General features: G+C 68.2%; 17 protein-coding genes. 12 read left to right on the top strand and 5 right to left on the bottom strand.

Annotation, left to right across the window (positions count from 1 at the left end; all coding sequences use genetic code 11):
- The first annotated feature begins 192 nt into the window (after positions 1–192).
- Entirely contained in the window at positions 193–2,643 is a 2,451-nt protein-coding gene (locus C693_RS0119165) for a ribonucleoside-diphosphate reductase subunit alpha (protein ID WP_017463904.1), read from the top strand.
- 134 nt (positions 2,644–2,777) lie between these two features.
- On the opposite strand, the gene C693_RS0119170 is transcribed toward C693_RS0119165, so the two are convergent.
- Complete coding sequence (locus C693_RS0119170) at positions 2,778–3,074, bottom strand: GIY-YIG nuclease family protein (protein ID WP_017463905.1); 297 nt, start codon at positions 3,072–3,074, stop codon at positions 2,778–2,780.
- 175 nt (positions 3,075–3,249) lie between these two features.
- On the opposite strand from C693_RS0119170, the gene C693_RS0119175 reads away from it, so the two are divergent.
- From C693_RS0119175 to C693_RS0119190, 4 genes are all read left to right on the top strand, one after another.
- Positions 3,250–4,275, top strand: coding sequence for a ribonucleotide-diphosphate reductase subunit beta (locus C693_RS0119175; RefSeq protein ID WP_017463906.1), 1,026 nt, complete (start codon positions 3,250–3,252; stop codon positions 4,273–4,275).
- Positions 4,276–4,446: 171 nt separating this feature from the next.
- The gene (locus tag C693_RS0119180; RefSeq protein WP_017463907.1) at positions 4,447–7,689 is read left to right on the top strand and encodes a TonB-dependent receptor; all 3,243 of its coding nucleotides are present in this window, start codon (positions 4,447–4,449) and stop codon (positions 7,687–7,689) included.
- A 142-nt stretch (positions 7,690–7,831) separates the two neighbouring features.
- Entirely contained in the window at positions 7,832–8,218 is a 387-nt protein-coding gene (locus tag C693_RS0119185; protein ID WP_017463908.1) for a BlaI/MecI/CopY family transcriptional regulator, read from the top strand.
- 1 nt (position 8,219) lies between these two features.
- Positions 8,220–10,034 (top strand): M56 family metallopeptidase, encoded by a 1,815-nt coding sequence (locus C693_RS0119190; RefSeq protein ID WP_017463909.1) that lies wholly within the window; start codon positions 8,220–8,222, stop codon positions 10,032–10,034.
- Positions 10,035–10,118: 84 nt separating this feature from the next.
- On the opposite strand, the gene C693_RS0119195 is transcribed toward C693_RS0119190, so the two are convergent.
- Positions 10,119–12,446: a S9 family peptidase gene (locus C693_RS0119195; protein ID WP_017463910.1), complete on the bottom strand. Its 2,328-nt coding sequence runs from the start codon at positions 12,444–12,446 to the stop codon at positions 10,119–10,121.
- 243 nt (positions 12,447–12,689) lie between these two features.
- Between C693_RS0119195 and C693_RS0119200 the strand changes: the two genes are divergently transcribed.
- Positions 12,690–13,433 (top strand): glutathione S-transferase family protein, encoded by a 744-nt coding sequence (locus C693_RS0119200; RefSeq protein ID WP_017463911.1) that lies wholly within the window; start codon positions 12,690–12,692, stop codon positions 13,431–13,433.
- Between the two features lie 144 nt (positions 13,434–13,577).
- On the opposite strand, the gene C693_RS0119205 is transcribed toward C693_RS0119200, so the two are convergent.
- On the bottom strand, positions 13,578–14,483 hold the full coding sequence (locus C693_RS0119205; protein WP_017463912.1) for a LysR family transcriptional regulator: 906 nt from the start codon (positions 14,481–14,483) through the stop codon (positions 13,578–13,580).
- Positions 14,484–14,596: 113 nt separating this feature from the next.
- Between C693_RS0119205 and C693_RS0119210 the strand changes: the two genes are divergently transcribed.
- The 5 genes from C693_RS0119210 to C693_RS23230 all read left to right on the top strand — a co-directional run bounded on the left by C693_RS0119210 (position 14,597) and on the right by C693_RS23230 (position 17,947).
- Positions 14,597–15,589, top strand: a complete 993-nt coding sequence (locus C693_RS0119210; RefSeq protein ID WP_017463913.1) for an aldo/keto reductase — start codon at positions 14,597–14,599, stop codon at positions 15,587–15,589.
- Between the two features lie 85 nt (positions 15,590–15,674).
- Positions 15,675–16,496 (top strand): NADPH-dependent 7-cyano-7-deazaguanine reductase QueF, encoded by an 822-nt coding sequence (gene queF, locus C693_RS0119215; protein WP_017463914.1) that lies wholly within the window; start codon positions 15,675–15,677, stop codon positions 16,494–16,496.
- A gap of 160 nt (positions 16,497–16,656) precedes the next feature.
- A complete protein-coding gene (locus C693_RS0119220; protein ID WP_017463915.1) occupies positions 16,657–17,283 on the top strand; it encodes a hypothetical protein in 627 nt (208 codons plus the stop codon).
- Positions 17,284–17,516: 233 nt separating this feature from the next.
- Positions 17,517–17,720 carry a CsbD family protein gene (locus C693_RS0119225; RefSeq protein WP_017463916.1) on the top strand — a complete coding sequence of 68 codons (204 nt, stop codon included), beginning with the start codon at positions 17,517–17,519 and terminating at the stop codon, positions 17,718–17,720.
- Between the two features lie 53 nt (positions 17,721–17,773).
- Entirely contained in the window at positions 17,774–17,947 is a 174-nt protein-coding gene (locus C693_RS23230) for a DUF1328 domain-containing protein (protein WP_017463917.1), read from the top strand.
- 82 nt (positions 17,948–18,029) lie between these two features.
- Here the strand turns inward: C693_RS23230 and C693_RS22245 are convergent, their stop codons facing one another.
- Both C693_RS22245 and C693_RS0119240 read right to left on the bottom strand, forming a co-directional pair.
- Positions 18,030–18,323, bottom strand: a complete 294-nt coding sequence (locus C693_RS22245; RefSeq protein ID WP_017463918.1) for a hypothetical protein — start codon at positions 18,321–18,323, stop codon at positions 18,030–18,032.
- Between the two features lie 153 nt (positions 18,324–18,476).
- Complete coding sequence (locus C693_RS0119240) at positions 18,477–19,379, bottom strand: LysR family transcriptional regulator (RefSeq protein WP_017463919.1); 903 nt, start codon at positions 19,377–19,379, stop codon at positions 18,477–18,479.
- Between the two features lie 102 nt (positions 19,380–19,481).
- On the opposite strand from C693_RS0119240, the gene C693_RS0119245 reads away from it, so the two are divergent.
- A partial coding sequence (locus tag C693_RS0119245) for a proton-conducting transporter membrane subunit (RefSeq protein ID WP_017463920.1) occupies positions 19,482–20,571 on the top strand: 1,090 nt, incomplete at its 3' end.

Below are 20,571 nucleotides of genomic sequence, written 5' to 3' on the forward strand. Positions count from 1 at the left end.
GCGCAGGTGACCGTTTCCGCGGGGAGACGCGTCGTCAGGCGGGCCATCGTGCCCGCACGTCGACGCGTTCGTTCCACGGGAACTCCACCTCAGGCCCTGCGCGCGGGAGCAGGCGTTTGAGTTTTCGGAACCGCTGCGTCGACCCAACCCCTCCCGGGCCGGCGCGGCGGATTCCTCCTCGGGAGCATCGACATGGAAACCCTGGAACCCGCGATCCGCGAGCACGGCGTGCCCGCGTCCGTCGTCCGTGACGCCTCGGAAGATTTCGCCCTCACCCCGCCGCACAACCCCGGCCAGATGCGCGTGACCAAGCGCAACGGTGGCCAGGAGATCGTCGACGTCAACAAGATCGTCCGTGCGGTCACCCGCAGCGCCGACGGCCTGCACGCGGTCGATCCGCTGCGCGTGGCGCTGAAGACGATCGGCGGCCTCTACGACGGCGCCACCACCGCCGAGCTGGACCAGCTCTCGATCCGCACCGCCGCCGCGCTCACCGCCGAGGAGCCCGAATACGGCCAGCTCGCCGCGCGCCTGCTTTCGGCCTTCATCGACAAGGAAGTGGCCGGGCAGGAGATCCAGAGCTTCTCGCAATCGATCGCCCAAGGCGCCGAGGCCGGCATCCTCAACGCGCGCCTGCGCGACTTCGTGGCGCTCAACGCACGCAAGCTCAACGACGCGATCGATCCGCTGGCCTCGCGCCGCTTCGAGTACTTCGGCCTGCGCACGGTGTACGACCGCTACCTGCTGCGTCACCCCACCAGGCGCTACGTGATCGAGACGCCGCAGTACTTCTTCATGCGCATCGCCTGCGCGCTGGGCGGCAACGACATCGGCGAGACGCTGGAGCTGTACCGTCTGCTCTCCTCGCTGGAGTACATCCCCAGCTCGCCCACGCTGTTCAACGCCGGCACCACGCACGAGCAGCTCAGCTCCTGCTTCCTGCTCGACTCGCCGGTCGATTCGCTGGAATCGATCTACGACAAGTACGCCGACGTGGCCAAGCTCAGCAAGTTCGCCGGCGGCATCGGCATCGCCTGGTCGCGGGTGCGTTCGCGTGGCTCGCTGATCCGCGGCACCAACGGCCATTCCAACGGCCTGGTGCCGTGGCTGAAGACGCTGGATGCCTCGGTCGCCGCAGTGAACCAGGGCGGCAAGCGCAAGGGCGCGGCCTGCGCCTACCTGGAGCCGTGGCACGCCGACATCGAGGAATTTCTCGAACTGCGCGACAACACCGGCGACGAGGCGCGGCGCACGCACAACCTCAACCTGGCCAACTGGATTCCAGACGAATTCATGCGCCGGGTCGAGACCGACGGCGACTGGTCCCTGTTCGACCCGAAGCTGGTACCGCACTTCGTCGACAGCTGGGGCGAGACGTTCGATGCCGCCTACCGCCAGGCCGAAGCCGACGGCCTCGCTGTGAAGACGGTGAAGGCGCGCGAGCTGTACGCGCGCATGCTGCGTACGCTGGCGCAGACCGGCAACGGCTGGATGACCTTCAAGGACCGCTGCAACGCCACCAGCAACCAGACGGCGCAACCGGGCAACGTGATCCACCTGTCCAACCTGTGCACCGAGATCCTGGAAGTGACCTCGGCCGGCGAGACCGCCGTGTGCAACCTAGGCTCGGTGAACCTGGCTCGGCATGTGGTGGATGGCGCATTCGACTTCGACCAGCTCGCTGCCACCGTGCGTACCGCGGTGCGCCAGCTCGACCGCGTGATCGACCTCAACTTCTACCCGATCGGCACGGCGCGCACCGCCAACATGAAGTGGCGCCCGGTCGGGCTGGGCGTGATGGGCCTGCAGGACGTGTTCTTCAAGCTGCGCCTGCCGTTCGATTCGACCGAAGCGCTGGCACTGTCCACGCGCATCGCCGAGGAGATCTACTTCCACGCACTCGACCAGTCGAACGAGCTGGCGATGGAACATGGTGCGCACGCCGGCTTCGCCGAATGTCGCGCTGCGAATGGCGAACTGCAGTTCGACTACTGGCCGAACGCGCAACCGCACGAGCCGACGCGCTGGGCGGCGCTGCGCGAGAGCATCAAGTCGCACGGCCTGCGCAACTCGCTGCTGGTCGCGATCGCCCCCACCGCCACCATCGCCTCGATCGCCGGCTGCTACGAATGCATCGAGCCGCAGGTGTCCAACCTGTTCAAGCGCGAGACGCTGTCCGGCGACTTCCTGGTGGTGAACCGCTATCTGGTCGACGAACTGAAGACGCTGGGCCTGTGGACCGCCGAGGTGCGCGACCAGATCAAGCTGGCCGAGGGCTCGATCCAGGGCATCGCGGCGATCCCCGAGCGCCTGCGCACGATCTACCGCACCGTGTGGGAGCTGCCGCAGAAAGCGCTGATCGACCTCGCCGCCGCCCGCGGTGCATACATCGACCAGAGTCAGTCGCTGAACCTGTTCATGGAGAACCCGAACATCGGGCAGCTCTCGTCCATGTACATGTACGCATGGAAGGCGGGCATCAAGACCACGTACTACCTGCGCTCGCGGCCGGCGACGAAGATCGCCAAGGCAACGGTGAGTGCAGGGAAAGCGGTGGCCGAACCTGCTGCAGAACAGGACCAGGCCACCGCGGCGGTGTTCTGCTCGCTGGAAAACCCCGAGTACTGCGAGGCCTGCCAGTAAACCGAAATCCTCAACGCCGTCATCCCGGCGAAAGCCGGGATCCAGCGACATGGGCCGTAGCGTGGAAGACGCTGGATTCCAGCGTTCGCTGGAATGACGGCGAGGGAAAACATTCTGCCGGGAGCCATGAACGGCTACCCGCAGAGTTCCGGGTAGAGATCACGCCAGTAGGGATTCGACGCCTCGATGAGCTCGATCTTCCACACCCGCTTCCACGCCTTCAGCGCCTTCTCGCGGGAGATCGCCGACTCCATGGTTTCGTGCAACTCGAACCAGACAAGGTCATGAACATGATGACGACAACTGAATCCATCGATCACCTCGTTGCGGTGCTGCCAGATGCGTGCGGGGAGGTTCGAGGTCACACCGATGTAGAGCGTGCCGTTGCGACCACTCGCGAGCAGATAAACACACGGTCGACGTTCGCGCATGACGTCATGGATCCAGAAATCCCAACCCCGTCATTCCAGCGAACGCTGGAATCCAGCGCCTTCGGCTTTGACCGCCACACCACGTAGGCGCAAGGCACTGGATCCCAGCGTTCGCTGGGATGACGGCAAGACCAACCCTGCGCGCGCAACCCGCAGCGCTTCATAAGGAACTCTCATGTCCGCTCAACCCGAGCACTCCCCACGCCTCCTCGACCCCGGCTTCGAACTCACCCTGCGCCCCATGCGCTATCCCGCGTTCTTCGAGATGTACAGGAACGCGATCAAGAACACCTGGACGGTGGACGAGGTGGATTTCTCGCTGGACACCACCGACCTGCGTTCGAAGATGAGCGCCGCCGACCGTCACCTGATCCATCGCCTGGTGGCGTTCTTCGCCACCGGCGACACCATCGTGTCGAACAACCTGGTGCTGAACCTGTACCGGCACATCAACGCGCCGGAGGCGCGCATGTACCTGTCGCGCCAGCTGTACGAGGAGGCGCTGCACGTGCAGTTCTACCTGACCCTGCTGGACACCTACATTCCCGACCCGGCCGAGCGCGCCAAGGCCTTCGCGGCGATCGAGAACATCCCCTCGATCCGCGCCAAGGGAGCGTTCTGCTTCAAGTGGATCGACTCGATCCAGCGGCTCGACCGGCTGGACACGCGCGAGCAGCGGCGGCAGTTCCTGCTCAATTTGATCTGCTTCGCGGCCTGCATCGAGGGCCTGTTCTTCTTCGCCGCGTTCGCCTACGTCTACTTCCTGCGTTCGCGCGGGCTGCTGCACGGGCTGGCCTCGGGCACCAACTGGGTGTTCCGCGACGAGAGCTGCCACATGGCGTTCGCTTTCGACGTAGTGCGCACGGTGCGCGCGGAGGAGCCCGACCTGTTCGACGACGCCATGCGCACGCAGATCGAGCAGATGCTGGAAGAGGCCATCGCCTGCGAGACCCAGTTCGCCGAGGACGTGCTCTCCGGCGGCGTGGCCGGCCTGTCGGTGAAGGACATGCGCCAGTACCTGGAGTACTGCGCCGACCAGCGCCTGGCCCAGCTCGACCTGCCGAAAAAGTACGGCGCGACCAACCCGTTCGACTTCATGGACCTGCAGGACGTGCAGGAAGTGACCAACTTCTTCGAACGGCGCGTGTCGGCCTACCAGGTCGGCGTGTCGGGCGAGGTGGCGTTCGACATGGCTTTCTGAACGGATCGCAGCATGTTTCGACACCTGGGTGATATCCGGGCGTAACAAAGATCGTTAAAATTGTGTGGTTGCAGACGCCGAGTCCCTCCCCCGGGGCCCGGCGTTTGTGCGTCTTGGGCTTCGGTAAGGGCCTGAGGCGTATCGGCTTTCCCACTACCCGAGGTCTTTCCGATGAAATCCACCCTTCGCGGGCGGCTGTTGCCCGTCGCCATCGCCACCCTGCTCGCCGCCGGCACCGCGTCGGCGCAGAACGTGACCACCTCCGGCGTCGCCGGCCGCGTGCTCGATACCGCCGGCCAGCCGGTCGCCAACGCCACGGTGACCATCGTCCACCGTCCGTCCGGCACCACCAAGACCGTGACCACCGACGCCGACGGCCGCTACGCCGCGCAGGGCCTGCGCGTGGGCGGTCCGTTCGACATCACGGTGAACAAGGGTGGCGCGACCGCCGCCGAGCAGGACAACGTGTTCCTGCAGCTGGGCCAGACCTCGGCGATCAACCTGAGCATGGGCCCGAGCGCCGCGCAGGCGAGCAACCTGTCCGCCGTGACGGTGAGCGCCTCGGCGCTGGCGCAGACCTTCTCCAGCGAGAACAAGGGTCTGTCGACCAACATCTCGCAGCAGCAGCTGGCCGCCACCCCGCAGGGCAACCGCTCGGTGGACGACGTCGCCCGCCTCGACCCGCGCATCACCGTGCTGGACCAGGGCGTGGGTTCGATCTCCGCCAACGGCATGAACAACCGCTACAACAACATCGCGGTGGACGGCGTGACCCAGGGCGACCCGTTCGGCCTGAACGCCAACGGCCTGCCGTACCAGAAGGCGGCGATCTCGCCGGAGACCATCGCCGAGTACAACATCTCCACCGCCAACTACGACGTGAGCTCGGACACCGTCGGCGCCGACGTCAACGCGGTCACCAAGTCCGGCACCAACCAGTACCACGGCTCGCTGTACTACTCGTACCGCAACGCCAACCACCTGGTCGGCGACGCCGGCTGGCTGCCGTCGAGCAACCCGGGCTACAAGTACAACGGCTACGACAAGGACGCGACCTACGGCGCGACCTTCGGCGGCCCGATCATCAAGGACAAGCTGTTCTTCTTCGTCTCGGCCGAGCACGAGAAGACCACCGGCATCGGCGCCGATTCGGCCAACGGCCTGGACGCCTCGCTGGGTGACGGCGCGTCGACCAGCAACAAGGTGTCGCCAGGCGACCTGCAGAAGGTGATCGACACCGCCACCGCGCTGGGCCTGACGCCCGGCAACTTCGGCGGCTCCACCGGCCTGACCTACGACGACAAGCGCTACCTGGGCAAGATCGACTGGAACATCACCGACAACCACCGCGCCAGCTTCACCTACCAGAACACGCGCGAGCTGCTGCCGGCCGTCGGCGGCAACGGCGCCAGCAGCGTCGGCCTGTCCAGCTACACCTACACCAAGAAGATCACCACCAACAACTACGTGGCGCACCTGTTCGACGACTGGTCGGACAGCTTCTCCACCGAGGCCAAGGTCGGCTTCCAGAAGTACGTGCAGGACACCACCGCGCCGTACCAGCAGCCGTCGGTCAACGTGAACCTGTCGCCGGACGGCAAGGGTCCGTCGGTGAACCTGGGCGAGGAGCGCTATCGCCACTACAACCACATCGATACCAAGAAGCTCAGCGTGTTCCTGGCCGGCACCTACTACCTGGGTGACCACACCATCAAGGGCGGTATCGACTACCAGCGCAACAAGATCAACAACCTGTTCGGCCAGGCCGAGTTCGGCGTGTACACGTTCTGGGGCCTGGCCAACTTCGCCGCGGGCAACTACAACAAGTACGAGCTCTATCATCCGGCGCCGGGCTACACGCTCGACGACATCGCCGGCAAGTGGACCTACAGCCAGTACAGCCCGTTCCTGCAGGACACCTGGCAGGTCAACGAGCAGCTGTCGGTGCAGTACGGCGTGCGCGTGGACATCCCGCACTCCAGCAACGCGCCGGTGTACAACGCCGCGTTCGAGCAGGCGTTCGGCTACCCGAACAACTACACCATCGGTTCGCACAACCGCGTGGTCGAGCCGCGCCTGAGCTTCAACTACTCGTTCGACAGCGACTACCGCACGCAGCTGCGCGGTGGCGTGGGCCTGTTCCAGACCTCGCCGCCGACGGTGTGGATGACCAACCCGTACCAGAACAACGGCGTCACCCTGCTGTCGTACACCTCGTTCGATCCGTCGACCGCCGCATTCAGTGCCGATCCGTTCAACCAGAACATCCCGGCCGGCGGTGGCGCCGGCTCGATCGACACGATCGACAAGAACTTCAAGCTGCCGACCGTGTGGAAGGCGAGCCTGGCGCTCGACCGCGAGCTGCCGTGGTGGGGCCTGGTCGCATCGGCCGAGTACCAGCACATCCAGGTGCGCGACGGCATCCTGTACCAGGCGGTGAACTTCGGTGCACCGACCGGCGTGCTGCCGGACGGCCGCGAGCAGTTCTGGAAGACCCCGGGCGAGGCGCCGACCTCGAAGGACGCGCTGGCCAACCGCAACCTGGCCTTCAGCTCGGCCTCGACGTTGCTGACCAACACCCACAAGGGCAAGTCCGACGCGTTCACCCTGGCGGTCACCAAGCCGTTCACCGACGGTCTGTCCGGCACCGCAAGCGTGACGTTCAACCACGCCACCGACGTCGATCCGGGCGCCGACACCATCGCCTATTCCGGCTACTCGCGCATCGCGCGCCTGAACCCGAACAGCGACGTGGCGGCCACCTCGAACTACAACACCGCCAAGAGCATCAAGCTGGCGCTGAACTGGCGGCACAACTTCTTCGGTGACTACGCTACGCAGGTGTCGATGTTCTACAGCGGCCGTACCGGCAACCCGTACACCTGGGTGTTCGGCAACGACGCCAACGGCGACAGCATCTCCGGCTGGGATCCGGCGTACATCCCGACCGCGAACGACCCGAAGGTCAGCTACGGCAACGCCACGGCGCAGCAGATCCAGCAGTTCCAGGATTTCCTCGCCAGCGACAAGTACCTGAAGGACCACCGCGGCCAGATCGCCTCGCGCAACGGCGCCCACGCGCCGTGGGTGACCACGCTGGACATGAGCTTCTCGCAGGAGATCCCGGGCCTGTTCAAGGGCAACAAGGGTGAGATCCGACTGGACGTCTACAACTTCCTCAACCTGATGAACAAGAACTGGGGCCAGCAGCGTTACGCCGGCATCTATCCGACCCGCACGCTGGTCAACTACGGCGGTGTGAACGCCCAGGGCCAGTACGTCTACAACCTGCCGACCGACAAGAACGGCAACTACCAGCCGCAGCAGCTGCAGGTTTACGACGGCGGCTTCTACGATCCGAGCCGCGTGGTGTCGCGCTGGTCGGCCATGCTGACGCTGAAGTACACGTTCTGATCCATCGCTTCATCGCGGTAACGGAAGCGGGCGCCCTGGTGGCGCCCGTTTTCTTTTCCGGATCCCGTGCCGGAGGGCCTGTTGACTACAGATGTAGTCATGGCGTAGCTTGACTACACCTGTAGTCACACGGAACCCCGCCATGGGCAAGCCCACGATCGGCGACCAGGAACTGGCGCTGCTGCACTACCTGGCCGAGCACCCCGCCGTCTCCGTCGGCGAGGTCGCGGCCGACTTCGGCGAATCGCGCGCGCTGGCCCGCTCCACCGTGCTGACGATGATGGAGCGCCTGCGCGGCAAGGGTTACCTCAAGCGCCGTCAGCTCAAGGGCGTGTACCGCTACGACGCGGCCACCCGCCCGGCCGAGGCGATGCGCAGTGCGGTCGGCAGCTTCGTCGAGAAGACCCTGCGCGGCTCGGTGTCGCCGTTCGTCGCCTACCTGTCCGAGCGCGCCGAAGTCAGCGACGACGAACTGGCCGAGCTGGAATCGCTGGTCGCGCAGCTGCAGTCGCAGCGCCGGGAGCGCTGACATGCACGCCGTCGAGACGGTCGCCGCCGCGCTGCTGGAACGACTCGCCTGGAGCTCGCTGCAGGCATGCGTGCTGATCGGCGCGGTGGCGCTGCTGATCCGCCTGCGGCCGCAGTTGCCGGCGGCGGTGCGCTGCCTGTTGTGGTGGCTGGTCGGCCTGCAGCTGCTGGTCGGGCTGGCCTGGCACGATCCGGTGCCGCTGCACTGGCTGGCTGCCGTGCCGACGCAGGCCCCGGCACACATCGTCGCCCCGCCGACCGTGGTCACCACCCAGGGCCTGCCGCTGGTGACACCGGCGACGGCACCGACGCTGATCGACACCGCGGCCGATGCGGGCCGCAGCCTGTGGCACGCCGGACTGGCTGCACTCTGGCTCGCGGGTCTGCTGTCGTTGCTCACCCGTGCGCTGCGCCAGCGGCATGAAGCGTGGTCGCTGCGTCGCGACTCGGTTGCGATCGACGACGCCGCCCTGCTGGCACTGTGCAGCCGCCGGGCACGCCAGTTCGGGCTGCGCCGCGCACCGGCATTGCGCTCGAGCGCGCGGGTCGAGTCACCGCAGGTGGTCGGCGCATGGCGGCCGACGATCCTGCTGCCTGCCGAACACACGCTCTCGCCGGACGAGACCGCGATGGCGCTGGACCACGAACTGGCCCACCTGCGCCGCGGCGACCTGTGGCTGGCGTGGGTGCCGGCGCTGGCGCAGCGGTTGTTCTTCTTCCATCCGCTGGTGCGCTGGGCGATGCGCGAGTACGCCCTGCACCGCGAAGCGGCCTGTGATGCGCAGGTGCTGCGGCATTCCGGCTCGGCCCCGCAGGCCTACGGCCGGCTGCTGCTGCGCCTGGGCGTGGGCCATCCCCTGCACGCCGGCCTGGCCGGCGCATCCCCCACGTTCGAGAACCTGAAGAGGCGACTGACCATGCTGCAACAGACCGAATCGTCCGCCCGCCTTCGCGGCTGGCTGCTGGTGGCACTGATCGCCGCGGTCGGCGTCGTGCCCTATCGCGTCACCGCGGCGGCGCCGTCGCATGCCACGCCCGCGGCATCCGCCGCACCGGCCACGGCGATCGAAGCGGCGCCCACCCCCCAGGCAGCACCGGATGCCAGGCCGATGCCGGTCGTCGCTCCGATGCCACCGCCGCCGCCCCCGGTCGCACCGCCTGCCCCACCCGCTCCGCCCCCGCCCCCGTTGCGCAACATGGCCTTCAGCGGCTACAGCCACGTCGACATCGATACCGACGACCACGCGCGGAATGGCTTCGCGCTGTTCGACGGCGACTCGGTCACGATGAGCGGCACCGATGGCGACATCGCCCTGGCGCGGCATCAGCGCAAGGGCAGCGAGCCGCTGCTGTGGGTGCGCCGCGGCGACAAGGCCTACTTGATCCGCGACGCCGCGACCCTGGCCCGCGCCAAGGCGATCTATGCGCCGGTTACCGCCATTGCCCGCGAACAGGGTGAGCTCGGCGGCAAGCAGGGCGAACTGGGCGGACGCCAGGGCGGCCTGGGTGCGCAGCAGGGGGCGCTTGGCCGGCAGCAGGCGGAGCTGGCGATGGAGCGCGTCGCACTGATCGGCCAGAAGGACGCCGATGCACGCTCAGCCGACCTGCAAGCCCGCGAGCACGACCTGCAGGCCCGCCAGGCCGAACTCGGCAAGCGGCAGGCCGAACTCGGCGCCCAACAGGCCGCACTGGGCAAACAGCAGGCCGAACTCGGCAAGCGCCAGCAGGCCGCCTCGGCAAGAGCGGACCGCGAGATCGCGCAGCTGATCGACGCTGCGCTGGCCAAGGGGACCGCGCAGTCCGTGCCGTTGCGCTGACCGCGGCGAGCGCAACGTTCCGCAAAGCACGAAGGCCGGTCTCGCGACCGGCCTTCGCTCTTGTTCGACGCGGACGTACCGCGCTCAGGGCATGGTCGGATGCATCTGGTACTCCCGCGGCGGGGTACCGCCCATCAGGTAGCGCACGAAGTAGTCCCAGCGCCGGCGCATCACGTACGGATTGTCCATCGCATAGCCGTGATGCATGTTCGGCAGCAGCAGCATGTCGAAGTCCTTGTTGGCCTTGATCAGCGCCTGCGCCACCAGCAGCGTGTTGGTCACCGGCACGTTGTCGTCCATCGTGCCGTGAACCAGCATCAGGTGGCCCTTGAGGTTGGCCGCGTGGTTCTCGTTGGCCTGGTCGTCGTAGTTGCTCTTGCCGTCCTTGTCGGCGACCAGTTCGCCCTGGTACTTCTCGGCCCAGTCGTCCTCGTAGTTGCGGTTGTCGTGGTTGCCGCTCTCGGACCAGGCGACCTTGAAGAAGTCGGGGTAGCGGAACATCGCGTCGGTGGACGCGTTGCCGCCGCCGGAGTGGCCCCAGATGCCGACGCGGGTCGCGTCGATCCACGGATAGCGCCTGGCCAGCTCCTTGATGCCGGCCACCTGGTCCGGCAGCGTGTTGTCGCCCATGTTGCCGTACCAGGCATCATGGAAAGCCTTGGAGCGGTAAGGCGTGCCCATGCCGTCGATCGCCACCACGATGAAGCCCAGTTCGGCCAGCGCCTGATGGTCGACGCGGGCCGGCGAGAACGCGCGCGAACCGACCGAACCGATCTGCGGACCCGGGTACACGTAGTCGACGATCGGGTACTTCTTGTGCGGGTCGAAGTTCGACGGCTTGAACATCAGCCCGTACAGGTCGGTCTTGCCGTCGCGCGCCTTCACCGTGATCGGCACCGGCGGCACCCAGCCCACCGCCTGCAGGCGGCTGATGTCGGCCTTGGCCACGGTGGCCAGGGTGCGGCCATCGCCGCTGGAGCGCAGCACCGTCACCGGCGGCACGGTCGGGGTGGAATAGGCATCGACGAAGGTGTCGCCATCGGGCGACAGGCTGATCTGGTGATCGGCCGGCTCCGGCGTCAGCAGGGTCGGCTTGCCGCCGTCGAGGCTGACTTTGTAGAACTGGGTGAAGTACGGGTCCAGCCCCTTGGTGCGGCCCACCGCCTCGAACCACACGGTGCGGGTCTTCGGGTCCACCTTCAGCATCTCGGTCACCACGCTGTCGCCGGTGGTGATCGCGTGCTTGAGCTTGCCGGACTTCAGGTCATACAGGTACAGCTGGCCCCAGTTGCTGCGCTCGGAGTACCACACCGCCTCGTGGGAGGCCGGCAGGTAGGCCCAGTTGGCCTTGCCGATACCGCTTTCGTAGTAGGTCTTGGCCGACTCCTCGAACACCGTGCGCACCTTGCCGGTGGCCGCGTCGGCGATCCGGAACCACTCGTGCTTGTGGTAACGCGAGGTGGAGACGAACGCGAGGGTCTTGCTGTCCGGCGCCCACTTCACGTCGTCCCAACCGCCGTCCGGGCCGCAGCTGACGTCGTCGCACAGGGTCGAGCGGTGCTGGTCGGCCGGCATGTCCAGCCGCACCACCTTCTTCGTCGGCACGTCGATGACGACGCGCTCGATCATGGTCACGTCCTTGTCGCCGGCCAGCGGGTACTTCCACGCCTCCAGCTTCGGATGGCCGACGTTGGTGGTGAACATGTACATGTCACCGGTCTTGCGCTGGTCCTGCTGGAAGGTCGCGATCTTCTTCGAGTCCGGCGACCACTCGAGGATGGCGTTGTCGGTGTGCTTCCAGCCGGCGTTGTCGGTGGCGTAACCGAAGTTCTTCACGCCGTCGGTGGTGAGCTGGGTTTCCTTGCCGGTGGCGACGTCGCGGATCCACAGGTTCCAGTCGCGGATGAACGCCTCGGACTTCTTGTCCGGCGACAGCACGCCCGGCTCGTCGCCCTTCGCCTCGCCCTTCACCGGCTTGGCGCAGACCGCGTCGGCGCTGCACAGGAAGGTCTTGCCGCGCACTTCCAGCCTGTAGCGGCCGTCCGGCGCCACGGCGATGCCGCGCAGTCCGAGCTTGTCCGCCTCGATCGGCTTGCCGCCGGCCAGCTTGCTCAGCGACTCGGCCAGCCTGGCCTGGTCGAACAGCGGTTCGCTGCGCCCGGTGGCGGTGTCCATGCGGCGGTAATGGTCGCCGCTGGCATCGTGGTCGTCGTAGGCGAAATGGGTGTCGTCCAGCCAGGACACGCGGGTGACCGCGTGATCGACCAGCGGATACGCCTTGTAGTTGACCATCTGCTCGGCGCGGGCGTAGTCCGCATCGGTGAGCACGGGGCCTTGGGCGTGGACGCCGGCGGCAACGCCGGCAAGGACCAGCGCGCCGAGCAGGCGCGGTGTCGCGGGGATGGATCGCATGAGGGACTCCGCTGCGTGGGAACTTGCGCCGGAAGGCGCCGGCCATGATCCGGACAGCATCCCTGATTCGCGGCGTGCCCGCATCGCGGAAGCCCGCAGCGCCCCTGTCGCTGCCCGACCCCCGATGCTAGTCCCGCAGGCCACGGGGGTACCCCTGCCAGAAGTCCTGTCGACAAACCCGCCTTGACGCTGTGCGTGACCCCATCGCACCCTGCCGGCTCCCCGTCCCCTCGGAGCCCGGCCATGGCCGAAGCCGTCAGCGTGATCGGCAGCTACATCTCGCCCTACGTGCGCAAGGTACTCGCGTGCCTGGAGCTGAAGGGCATCGACTACCGGATCGACCCGATCGCCCCGTTCGTCGGCAACGAGACGTTCACCCGGCTCAGCCCGCTGCGGCGGATCCCGGTGCTGATCGACGGCGAGCTGGTGCTCAACGACTCCAGCGTGATCTGCCAGTACCTGGAGGACCGCCACCCGACGCCCTCGCTGTACCCGGCCGATCCGGGCCAGCGCGCGCGTGCGCGCTGGCTGGAGGAATACGCCGACACCCACCTGGGCGACGTGCTGGTGTGGAAGCTGTTCTTCCAGCTCGGCGCGAAGCGCTTCCTGTTCCGCGAGGAGGCCGACGAGGCGATGGTGCGCAGGGCGCGCGAGGAGGAGATCCCCGCCGCGCTCGACTACCTGGAGGCGCAGCTGCCGCCGACCGGGTTCGTCTTCGGCGAACTGTCGATCGCCGACCTCAGCCTGGCCAGCTTCTTCCGCACCGCGGCGTTCGTGAAGTACGCGATCGATGCGGCACGCTGGCCGCGCATGGCGGCGCTGGTTGCCGCGGTGATGGCGCTGCCGGCGATGCGCAAGCTCTGCGCGATCGAAGACCGCATCGTGCGCATGCCGCTGGCCGAGCAGCGCCCCGCGCTGGCGGCGATGGGTGTGGCGCTCACCGAGGCGACGCTGGGCGACGCCCCTGCGCGGCGCGGCTTTCGCTGAACACCGTCGCGGCTGAAGCCGCTCCCACAAAAAGCGGCGCGGAGTCGCACCTGCCCCTGCAGGTGGGGCTTCAACCCCGACCAGGCCCAGCTGAAGAGGCAGCCCGGTTGCCGCGAATGCCACGCGTCCCGCGAGCGCCTTGCCTCACTCCAACCCGTGCGCGGAAGACAAACCGGCCAGCCAGTCGACGAACACCCGCAGCCGTGCCGGCATCTGCCGCTGCGGCGGGTACAGCACGGTCAAGGGCAGGCCCGGTGGTGGCGTATCCGGCAGCAGCTCGACCAGACGCCCGGCGGCCAGCGCATCGGCCACGTGGTAGCGCGGAAACTGCGCGATGCCCAGACCGGCCTCGCAGCAGCCGTGGTAGGCATCCACCCCGCTGACCACCACCCGTGACGGCAACTGCACGGTGCGCCGCCGGCGACCGACCATGAACTCCAGCGGCTCCACCCGGCGCGTGGTGGGCGAGGCCCAGTTCACCGCGACATGGCCATGGGCGAGATCGGCCAATGTCCGCGGCATGCCGCGTTCGCGCACGTAGCCGGCGCTGGCCAGGGTGACCTGTTCGAGCACGGCGAGCTGGCGACCGACCATGCCCGAGTCGGGTAGTGCCCCCGCGCGCAGCACGCAGTCCACGCCCTCGCGCAGCAGGTCGACGAAGCGGTCGCCGGTGCCGATGTCCAGTTCGATGCCGGGATAGCGTGCGCAGAACCCGGGCAGGTGCGGAATGATCCGGCTGCGCGCGAAGGCGCCGGGCAGGTCTACCCGCAGGCGTCCGCGCGGCTGCGTTGCGGCCTCGCGGAAGTCCGCTTCCACCTCGTCCAGGTCGGCCAGCAGGCGTCGACAGTGGCCGTAGTACACCTCGCCGTCGCGGGTGGTGCGCACGCGACGGGTGGTGCGCTGGAGCAGCTGCGCACCCAGGCGTGTTTCCAGGCGCTTGATCGCGTGGGTGACCGTGGCGCGCGGCAGGCTGAGGTCGTCCGCCGCGGCGGTGAAGCTGCCCAGATCCACGATGCGGGTGAACAGGCGCATGGCTTCGATGCGGTCCATGATTATTTATCTTGTTGGAATAGTGTTGGCCATTATTGAGCATTTATCGGCGTACCGGCCCGCGGCACACTGAGCTCCCCGCAGCACTCCATCCCCTCAAAGGAGCGATCACGATGCAGACGCGCACCCTCGGCCGGCACGGCCCCCAGGTTTCCGCCCTCGGCCTGGGCTGCATGGGCATGAGCGACTTCTACAGCGGCCGCGACGACACCGAGTCGATCGCCACCATCCACCGCGCACTGGATCGCGGCGTGACCCTGCTGGACACCGCCGACATGTACGGTCCGCACACCAACGAGCAGCTGGTCGGGAGGGCCATCAAGGGCCGCCGCGAGGAGGTATTCCTGGCCACCAAGTTCGGCGTCGTGCGCGACCCGAACGACCCGACCGTACGCGGCATCAACGGCCGCCCCGAATACGTGCGCGCCGCCTGCGACGCCAGCCTGAAGCGGCTGGGCGTTGAGACGATCGACCTGTACTACCAGCATCGCGTGGACAAGAGCGTGCCGATCGAGGACACGGTGGGCGCGATGGCCGACCTGGTGCAGGCCGGCAAGGTGCGCTACCTCGGCCTGTCCGAAGCGTCCGGCGCCACGCTGGAGCGCGCCTGCAAGGTGCACCCGATCGCCGCGCTGCAGAGCGAGTACTCGCTGTGGACGCGCGATCCGGAGACCAACGGCATGCGGGAGGCCTGCCGCCGGCTCGGCGTGGCGCTGGTGGCCTACTCGCCACTGGGCCGCGGCTTCCTCACCGGCGCGATCACGACGCCCGGGGATTTCGCCGAGGACGACTACCGGCGCCACAGCCCGCGCTTCCAGGGCGGGAACTTTGCCCGCAACCTGGCCCTGGTGGACCAGGTGAAGGCGCTGGCCGCGCGCAAGGGCTGCACTCCGGCGCAGCTGGCGCTGGCCTGGGTGCTGGCGCAGGGCGAGGACATCGTGCCGATTCCCGGCACCAAGCGGCGGACGCGGCTGGACGAGAACCTCGACGCGCTCGACGTGCGGCTCGATGCCGCCGAACGGGCCGCGATCGACGCCGTGTTCCCGCCCGACGCCGCGGCCGGCACGCGCTATCCGGAGGCGATGATGGGCGCGGTCAACGCCTGATCCGGAGCGGCCCCCGGCTGCGGCGGCCTGTCGCGGCCGTGGCCGGTGTCGCAGCCGGTTCACGCGTGGCCGGTAAACTGACGCGATGAATACGCCCGAAGATTCCCAGCTCGGCAAGACCACCGCCTACGCCGACCGCTACGACCCGAGCCTGCTGTTTCCGATCCCGCGCGCGGCCAAGCGCGCGGAGATCGGCGTAGCCGAGCCCCTGCCGTTCCACGGCGTGGATATCTGGAACGCCTACGAGTTCTCCTGGCTGGACGCGCGCGGCAAGCCGATGGTGGCGATCGTCGAGATCCGCGTGCCGGCGACCTCGCCGAACATCATCGAGTCGAAGTCGCTCAAGCTCTACCTCAACGGTTTCTCGCAGGAGCGCATGCCCGATGCTCCGCACCTGATCGGCGTGCTCGAGCGCGACCTCTCCGCTGCCGCCGGTGCGACGGTGAAAGTGGAGCTGAGCCTGCCCGCGGCCATCGTGCACACCATCCGCGATCTCGAAGGCGAGTACATCGACGACCAGCCGCTGGAGATCGACGACTACGGCCCGCCCAAGGCCGAGTACCTGCGCGTGGCCGGCACGGACGTGGTCGAGGAGGAGCTGGTATCCGACCTGCTGCGCTCGAACTGCCCGGTCACCGGGCAGCCGGACTGGGGCACCGTGCAGATCCGCTACCGCGGACGGCCGATCGACCGCGAGGGACTGCTGCGCTACCTGATCTCGTTCCGCACCCACAACGAATTCCACGAGCAGTGCGTGGAGCGGATCTACGTCGACCTGATGGCGCGCTGTGCCCCGGACACCCTCAGCGTGTACGCGCGCTACACGCGACGCGGCGGCCTGGACATCAATCCGTTCCGAAGCAGCGGCGAGCAGGTGCCGGTCAATCTGCGCGGTGCGCGGCAGTGACCGCCAGCGGCCTGCCTCACTGCGGGATGAACCGGCCGATGCCCCGGTAACCGACGCTTCAGACCGGGCGGACTAGCCTCCTCGACCCTGCGGCGCCGAGCGCGCCGCGTGGCCACGGACGGCGCCTCCCACTCCCCAAGTCGAAGACGGAAGACCTGCCATGAAAACGTCCGCTCGCCATCTCCTGTTATGCAGTCTCGCAGCCAGCGGCGCGCTCCTGCTCGGCGCCTGCGGCAAGCACGACAACGGCGCCCAGGGCCCCGCACCGGCCAGCACCGCGCCCTCCTCGCCACTGGCGCCGGTGAGCTCTGCGCCGATGCCCGCCAGCACCGCACCCCTGCCGATGCCTCCCGCATCGGCAACCGCACCGGCTCCGGCCGGCAGCAGCGCTCCCGCATCGGCCGGCAGCAGTGCCGCAGCTGCACCGGCCGCCACCGACCAGGCGTTCGCCATCGATCAGGTGGTGATCGGCGATGCCGTCGACACCAGCCATGCCGTGACTGCGCCGAAGGACAGCATCGCCGCCGACCACAAGTCGATCTACGCCAGCGTGGAAACCCGCGGCAAGACCGACGGCGTCACGCTGAGCGCGCGCTGGAGCTACCTGGAGGGCAAGGGCCAGCTGGTCAGTGCGATCAGCCAGTCGATCGCCACCGACGGTCCGGCGGTAACCACCTTCAAGATCCAGAACCCGCACCTGTGGCCGGCCGGCAAGTACCAGGTCGAGATCGCACTGGACGGCAAGCCGGTGTCGACCCGCGCCTTCGAGGTGAAGAGTCCCGGCTGACCGGCTGCTTCGACCGCTCCCGATCCGAGGCGCCCATCGGGCGCCTCTTTTTTTCGCGCGGCGTTCACGCGGGCGTGCAGGCGCCGCGAACGGGGGGTGATGCCACCTGCACGGCGATGAACGCCGGCCATGGCGGCTGCGGAAAACGCACGGCTCGTTCACGGCGACGCGGATCGAATGAACCCACGCGGGGCGGCATCGCCCCGCCATTCATCGACCCGAAGGAGACCGCCATGAACCAGGACACCATTGAAGGCCAGTGGAAGCAGCTCGCCGGCACCCTCAAGCAGAAGTGGGGCAAGCTGACCGACGACGACCTCACCGTCGCTTCCGGCGACGCCGAGTATCTGGCCGGCAAGCTGCAGCAGCGCTACGGCATGGCCCGCGACGAGGCCGAGGCCCAGGTCCGCGCTCTCGAAAAGCAGCTGCGCCACTGAGCAAGCGCGCGACCGCCAACGTCGCGCCACCCGCCCAAGCAGGAGACATCCCCATGCTTCGTTACGCCATCGTGTTTCTGGTGATCGCGCTGATCGCCGCCCTGTTCGGTTTCACCGGCATCGCCGCCGGCGCGGCCAGCATCGCCAAGATCCTGTTCGTGGTGTTCCTGGTGCTGTTCGTGCTCTCGCTGATCTTCGGCGGGATACGGCGGGGGCCGCGCGTGTAGCTCACCGGCGGATCGTGTTTCTCCCCCCGGGGCGGCGTCGCTGGACGCCGCCCCTTTTTTTTTGCGCACCGGCGGGCACTTTTCAGTCGCGACGACCGCTGGCCACCTCGGCCAGGAAACCGAGCACGCGCCTCCCTTGCCCGGCTTCGACCAGTTCGCGGGCCGTGCGATCCCAGAGTTCGCCAATGCCGACCGTGTCGTACCAGAGCAGCACCGCACACGCATCCGGTTCGATCGCCCGAGCCAGCGACAGCACCGAACGGCGCGTCCTGGCATGCACGCGCGCGGACCGGACAGGGACGACGTTCGTCGCGATCGCGGGGTACGGCATCGTCAGCCTCATGGCGTTTGCCTCGCGCAAGTCGGCGGGCGCCATCGGCGTTCCGTCGGGGGCAGGGAACCGGCGCAGCCCGGCCCGGAAGGGCGGGAGGGGGGACGCGGGATTCCGGGCCCGGGCTGCATCGGCTGTGTTGTTACGCAGGTCCCGGGCTGTCGGATGCCTTGCCCGCAACCCCATGCAGGCTGCGCCTCAACCGGCCGGATCGTGCGCCGCGGGTGCGAACGAGGCGATCAGCTCGCGCGCCAGCGGGTTGGGGAAGCGTCGCGACAGCGTGACCGCAACGAACGTCTCGCTCAGTTCCGGCAGCTGCGCCAGCTCCACCAGGCTGCCGCCGGCCAGCTCGTCGCGCACCACGATCGGCGGCACCACCGCCAGCCCGATGCCCTCGCGGGCGAGCAGTCGCATCATCGCCATGTCCTCCACCTCGGCGGCGATGCGCACGCGCACGCCGAGCCGGTCGACCAGCGCGTCGAAGCCGATGCGGATGCTGCTCTCCAGCGTCGGCAGCACCAGCGGCTCGCGGGCGAGCAGGTCTTTCAGCGCGAGTCCGTGGCCGGCGTGCGTCGGCGTGCCGATCAGGCTCACCGGCTGCTCGGCGATCGGATGGGAGATCCACGACGTGGCCGCATCGTGGACCGGCGGCAGGTTGATCAGCACCACGTCGAGCCGGTGCGACTCCAGCGCGTGCAGCAGCTCGGCGGTGGTGCCCGAGCGCAGCACCAGCTCCACGTCCTCGCGCGCCAGCAGCGGGCGCAGGAACGCCATCTGGAAATTGCGCGACAGCGTGGCCAGCGCGCCCACGCGCAGGATCTGCCGGCGCGCGCCGGGCCGGTCGCCGAGGATGCTAAGCAGCTCGCCGCCGGCGCTGAAGATGGTGTCGGCATGCTCCAGCGCGATCCGCCCGGCCTCGGTCAGCAGCAGCTGCTTGCCGTTGCGATCGAACAGCGCATGGCCGAGCTGCTCCTCCAGCTTGCGGATCTGGATCGACAGCGCCGACTGCGACACGTGCAGCTTCTCGGCGGTGCGGGTGAGGTTGCCCTCGTGCGCGACGGCCCAGAAATAGCGCAGGTGGTTGTAATTGAGTGCGGCCATGATCGTTCGCTTTCATAGAACCATGCGCTTCATATTATGAATTTTATGGAATGAACGCACTGCGGTAAGGTGACACGGTTTTCATATGTCACGGACCCGTCGATGCCCATCCTTCTCGTACTGCTCGCGCCCGCCTCGTTCGTTCTCGCCGCGCTGGTGGCGATGGGCGATGCCGCCGGGCGGCGACGCGGCTCGTGGGTGGCGATCCAGGCCGCCGGCGCGCTTTCGCTGGGGCTGGCCCTGGTCGCGCTGATGCTGGCGGTGATGCGCGGGCCGCTGTCCGCCTCGCTGGTGGACTGGCACGGCGCGGGCGTGTCGGTGCGGCTGGACGCGCTGGGCACCAGCCTGTTCCTGCTGGTCGCGTTCATCGGGACGATCGTGCTGCGCTACAGCCGCAACTACCTCGACGGCGATCCGCGCCGCGGCCTGTTTGCCGCCGAGCTGTGCCTGACCCTGGCCGCGGTGATGACCCTCGTGCTGGCTGGCAACCTCGCCCTGCTCGCCGCCGCGTGGATCGCCACCAGCCTGGCGTTGCACCGGCTGCTGCTGTTCTACCCGGAGCGCGCCGCCGCGGTGCGCGCGGCCGGCCGCAAGTTCATCGTCGCGCGCATCGGCGACGCCTGCCTGCTCGGCGCCTTCGCCCTGCTCGCCTGGACCTGCCGCAGCGCCGACCTCGCCACGGTGCTGGCGCAGGTGCGCGACGGCGCGCAGGCCGGCGCGGCGGTGCCGGCGGCGGCGGTGCTGCTGGTGATCGCCGCCGCGCTGAAGTCGGCGCAGTTCCCCGCCCACGGCTGGCTGCCGGACATCATCGACACGCCCACGCCGGTCTCGGCGCTGCTTCACGCCGGCATCATCAACGGCGGTGGCTTCCTGGCGATCCGCTTCGCCGAGGTGCTGGTGGCGGTACCGGCGGCGATGCACCTGCTGGCGGCGATCGGCGCGATCACCGCGGTCTACGGTTCGCTGGTGATGCTGACCCAGACCAGCATCAAGGCCTCGCTGGCCTGGTCGACCATCGCGCAGATGGGCCTGATGCTGCTGGAGTGCGGCCTGGGCGCCTTTCCGCTGGCGCTGCTGCACCTGCTGGCCCACTCGTTCTACAAGGCGCACGGCTTCCTCGCCTCCGGCACCGCGGTGGACGCGGTGGCCCGCCGCCGCGCCGCCGCGCCGGCCGCGGGCGGTCCGGCGCGGG

The organism is Dyella ginsengisoli LA-4, from assembly GCF_000334915.1.
Lineage (GTDB): Bacteria > Pseudomonadota > Gammaproteobacteria > Xanthomonadales > Rhodanobacteraceae > Dyella_A > Dyella_A ginsengisoli_A.

Bases quoted from the DNA above. Each gene is read 5' to 3' on its own strand.
- C693_RS0119165 (WP_017463904.1), top strand. From the start codon at position 193: ATGGAAACCCTGGAACCCGCGATCCGCGAGCACGGCGTGCCCGCGTCC.
- C693_RS0119170 (WP_017463905.1), bottom strand. From the start codon at position 3,074: ATGCGCGAACGTCGACCGTGTGTTTATCTGCTCGCGAGTGGTCGCAAC.
- C693_RS0119175 (WP_017463906.1), top strand. From the start codon at position 3,250: ATGTCCGCTCAACCCGAGCACTCCCCACGCCTCCTCGACCCCGGCTTC.
- C693_RS0119180 (WP_017463907.1), top strand. From the start codon at position 4,447: ATGAAATCCACCCTTCGCGGGCGGCTGTTGCCCGTCGCCATCGCCACC.
- C693_RS0119185 (WP_017463908.1), top strand. From the start codon at position 7,832: ATGGGCAAGCCCACGATCGGCGACCAGGAACTGGCGCTGCTGCACTAC.
- C693_RS0119190 (WP_017463909.1), top strand. From the start codon at position 8,220: ATGCACGCCGTCGAGACGGTCGCCGCCGCGCTGCTGGAACGACTCGCC.
- C693_RS0119195 (WP_017463910.1), bottom strand. From the start codon at position 12,446: ATGCGATCCATCCCCGCGACACCGCGCCTGCTCGGCGCGCTGGTCCTT.
- C693_RS0119200 (WP_017463911.1), top strand. From the start codon at position 12,690: ATGGCCGAAGCCGTCAGCGTGATCGGCAGCTACATCTCGCCCTACGTG.
- C693_RS0119205 (WP_017463912.1), bottom strand. From the start codon at position 14,483: ATGGACCGCATCGAAGCCATGCGCCTGTTCACCCGCATCGTGGATCTG.
- C693_RS0119210 (WP_017463913.1), top strand. From the start codon at position 14,597: ATGCAGACGCGCACCCTCGGCCGGCACGGCCCCCAGGTTTCCGCCCTC.
- queF (WP_017463914.1), top strand. From the start codon at position 15,675: ATGAATACGCCCGAAGATTCCCAGCTCGGCAAGACCACCGCCTACGCC.
- C693_RS0119220 (WP_017463915.1), top strand. From the start codon at position 16,657: ATGAAAACGTCCGCTCGCCATCTCCTGTTATGCAGTCTCGCAGCCAGC.
- C693_RS0119225 (WP_017463916.1), top strand. From the start codon at position 17,517: ATGAACCAGGACACCATTGAAGGCCAGTGGAAGCAGCTCGCCGGCACC.
- C693_RS23230 (WP_017463917.1), top strand. From the start codon at position 17,774: ATGCTTCGTTACGCCATCGTGTTTCTGGTGATCGCGCTGATCGCCGCC.
- C693_RS22245 (WP_017463918.1), bottom strand. From the start codon at position 18,323: ATGGCGCCCGCCGACTTGCGCGAGGCAAACGCCATGAGGCTGACGATG.
- C693_RS0119240 (WP_017463919.1), bottom strand. From the start codon at position 19,379: ATGGCCGCACTCAATTACAACCACCTGCGCTATTTCTGGGCCGTCGCG.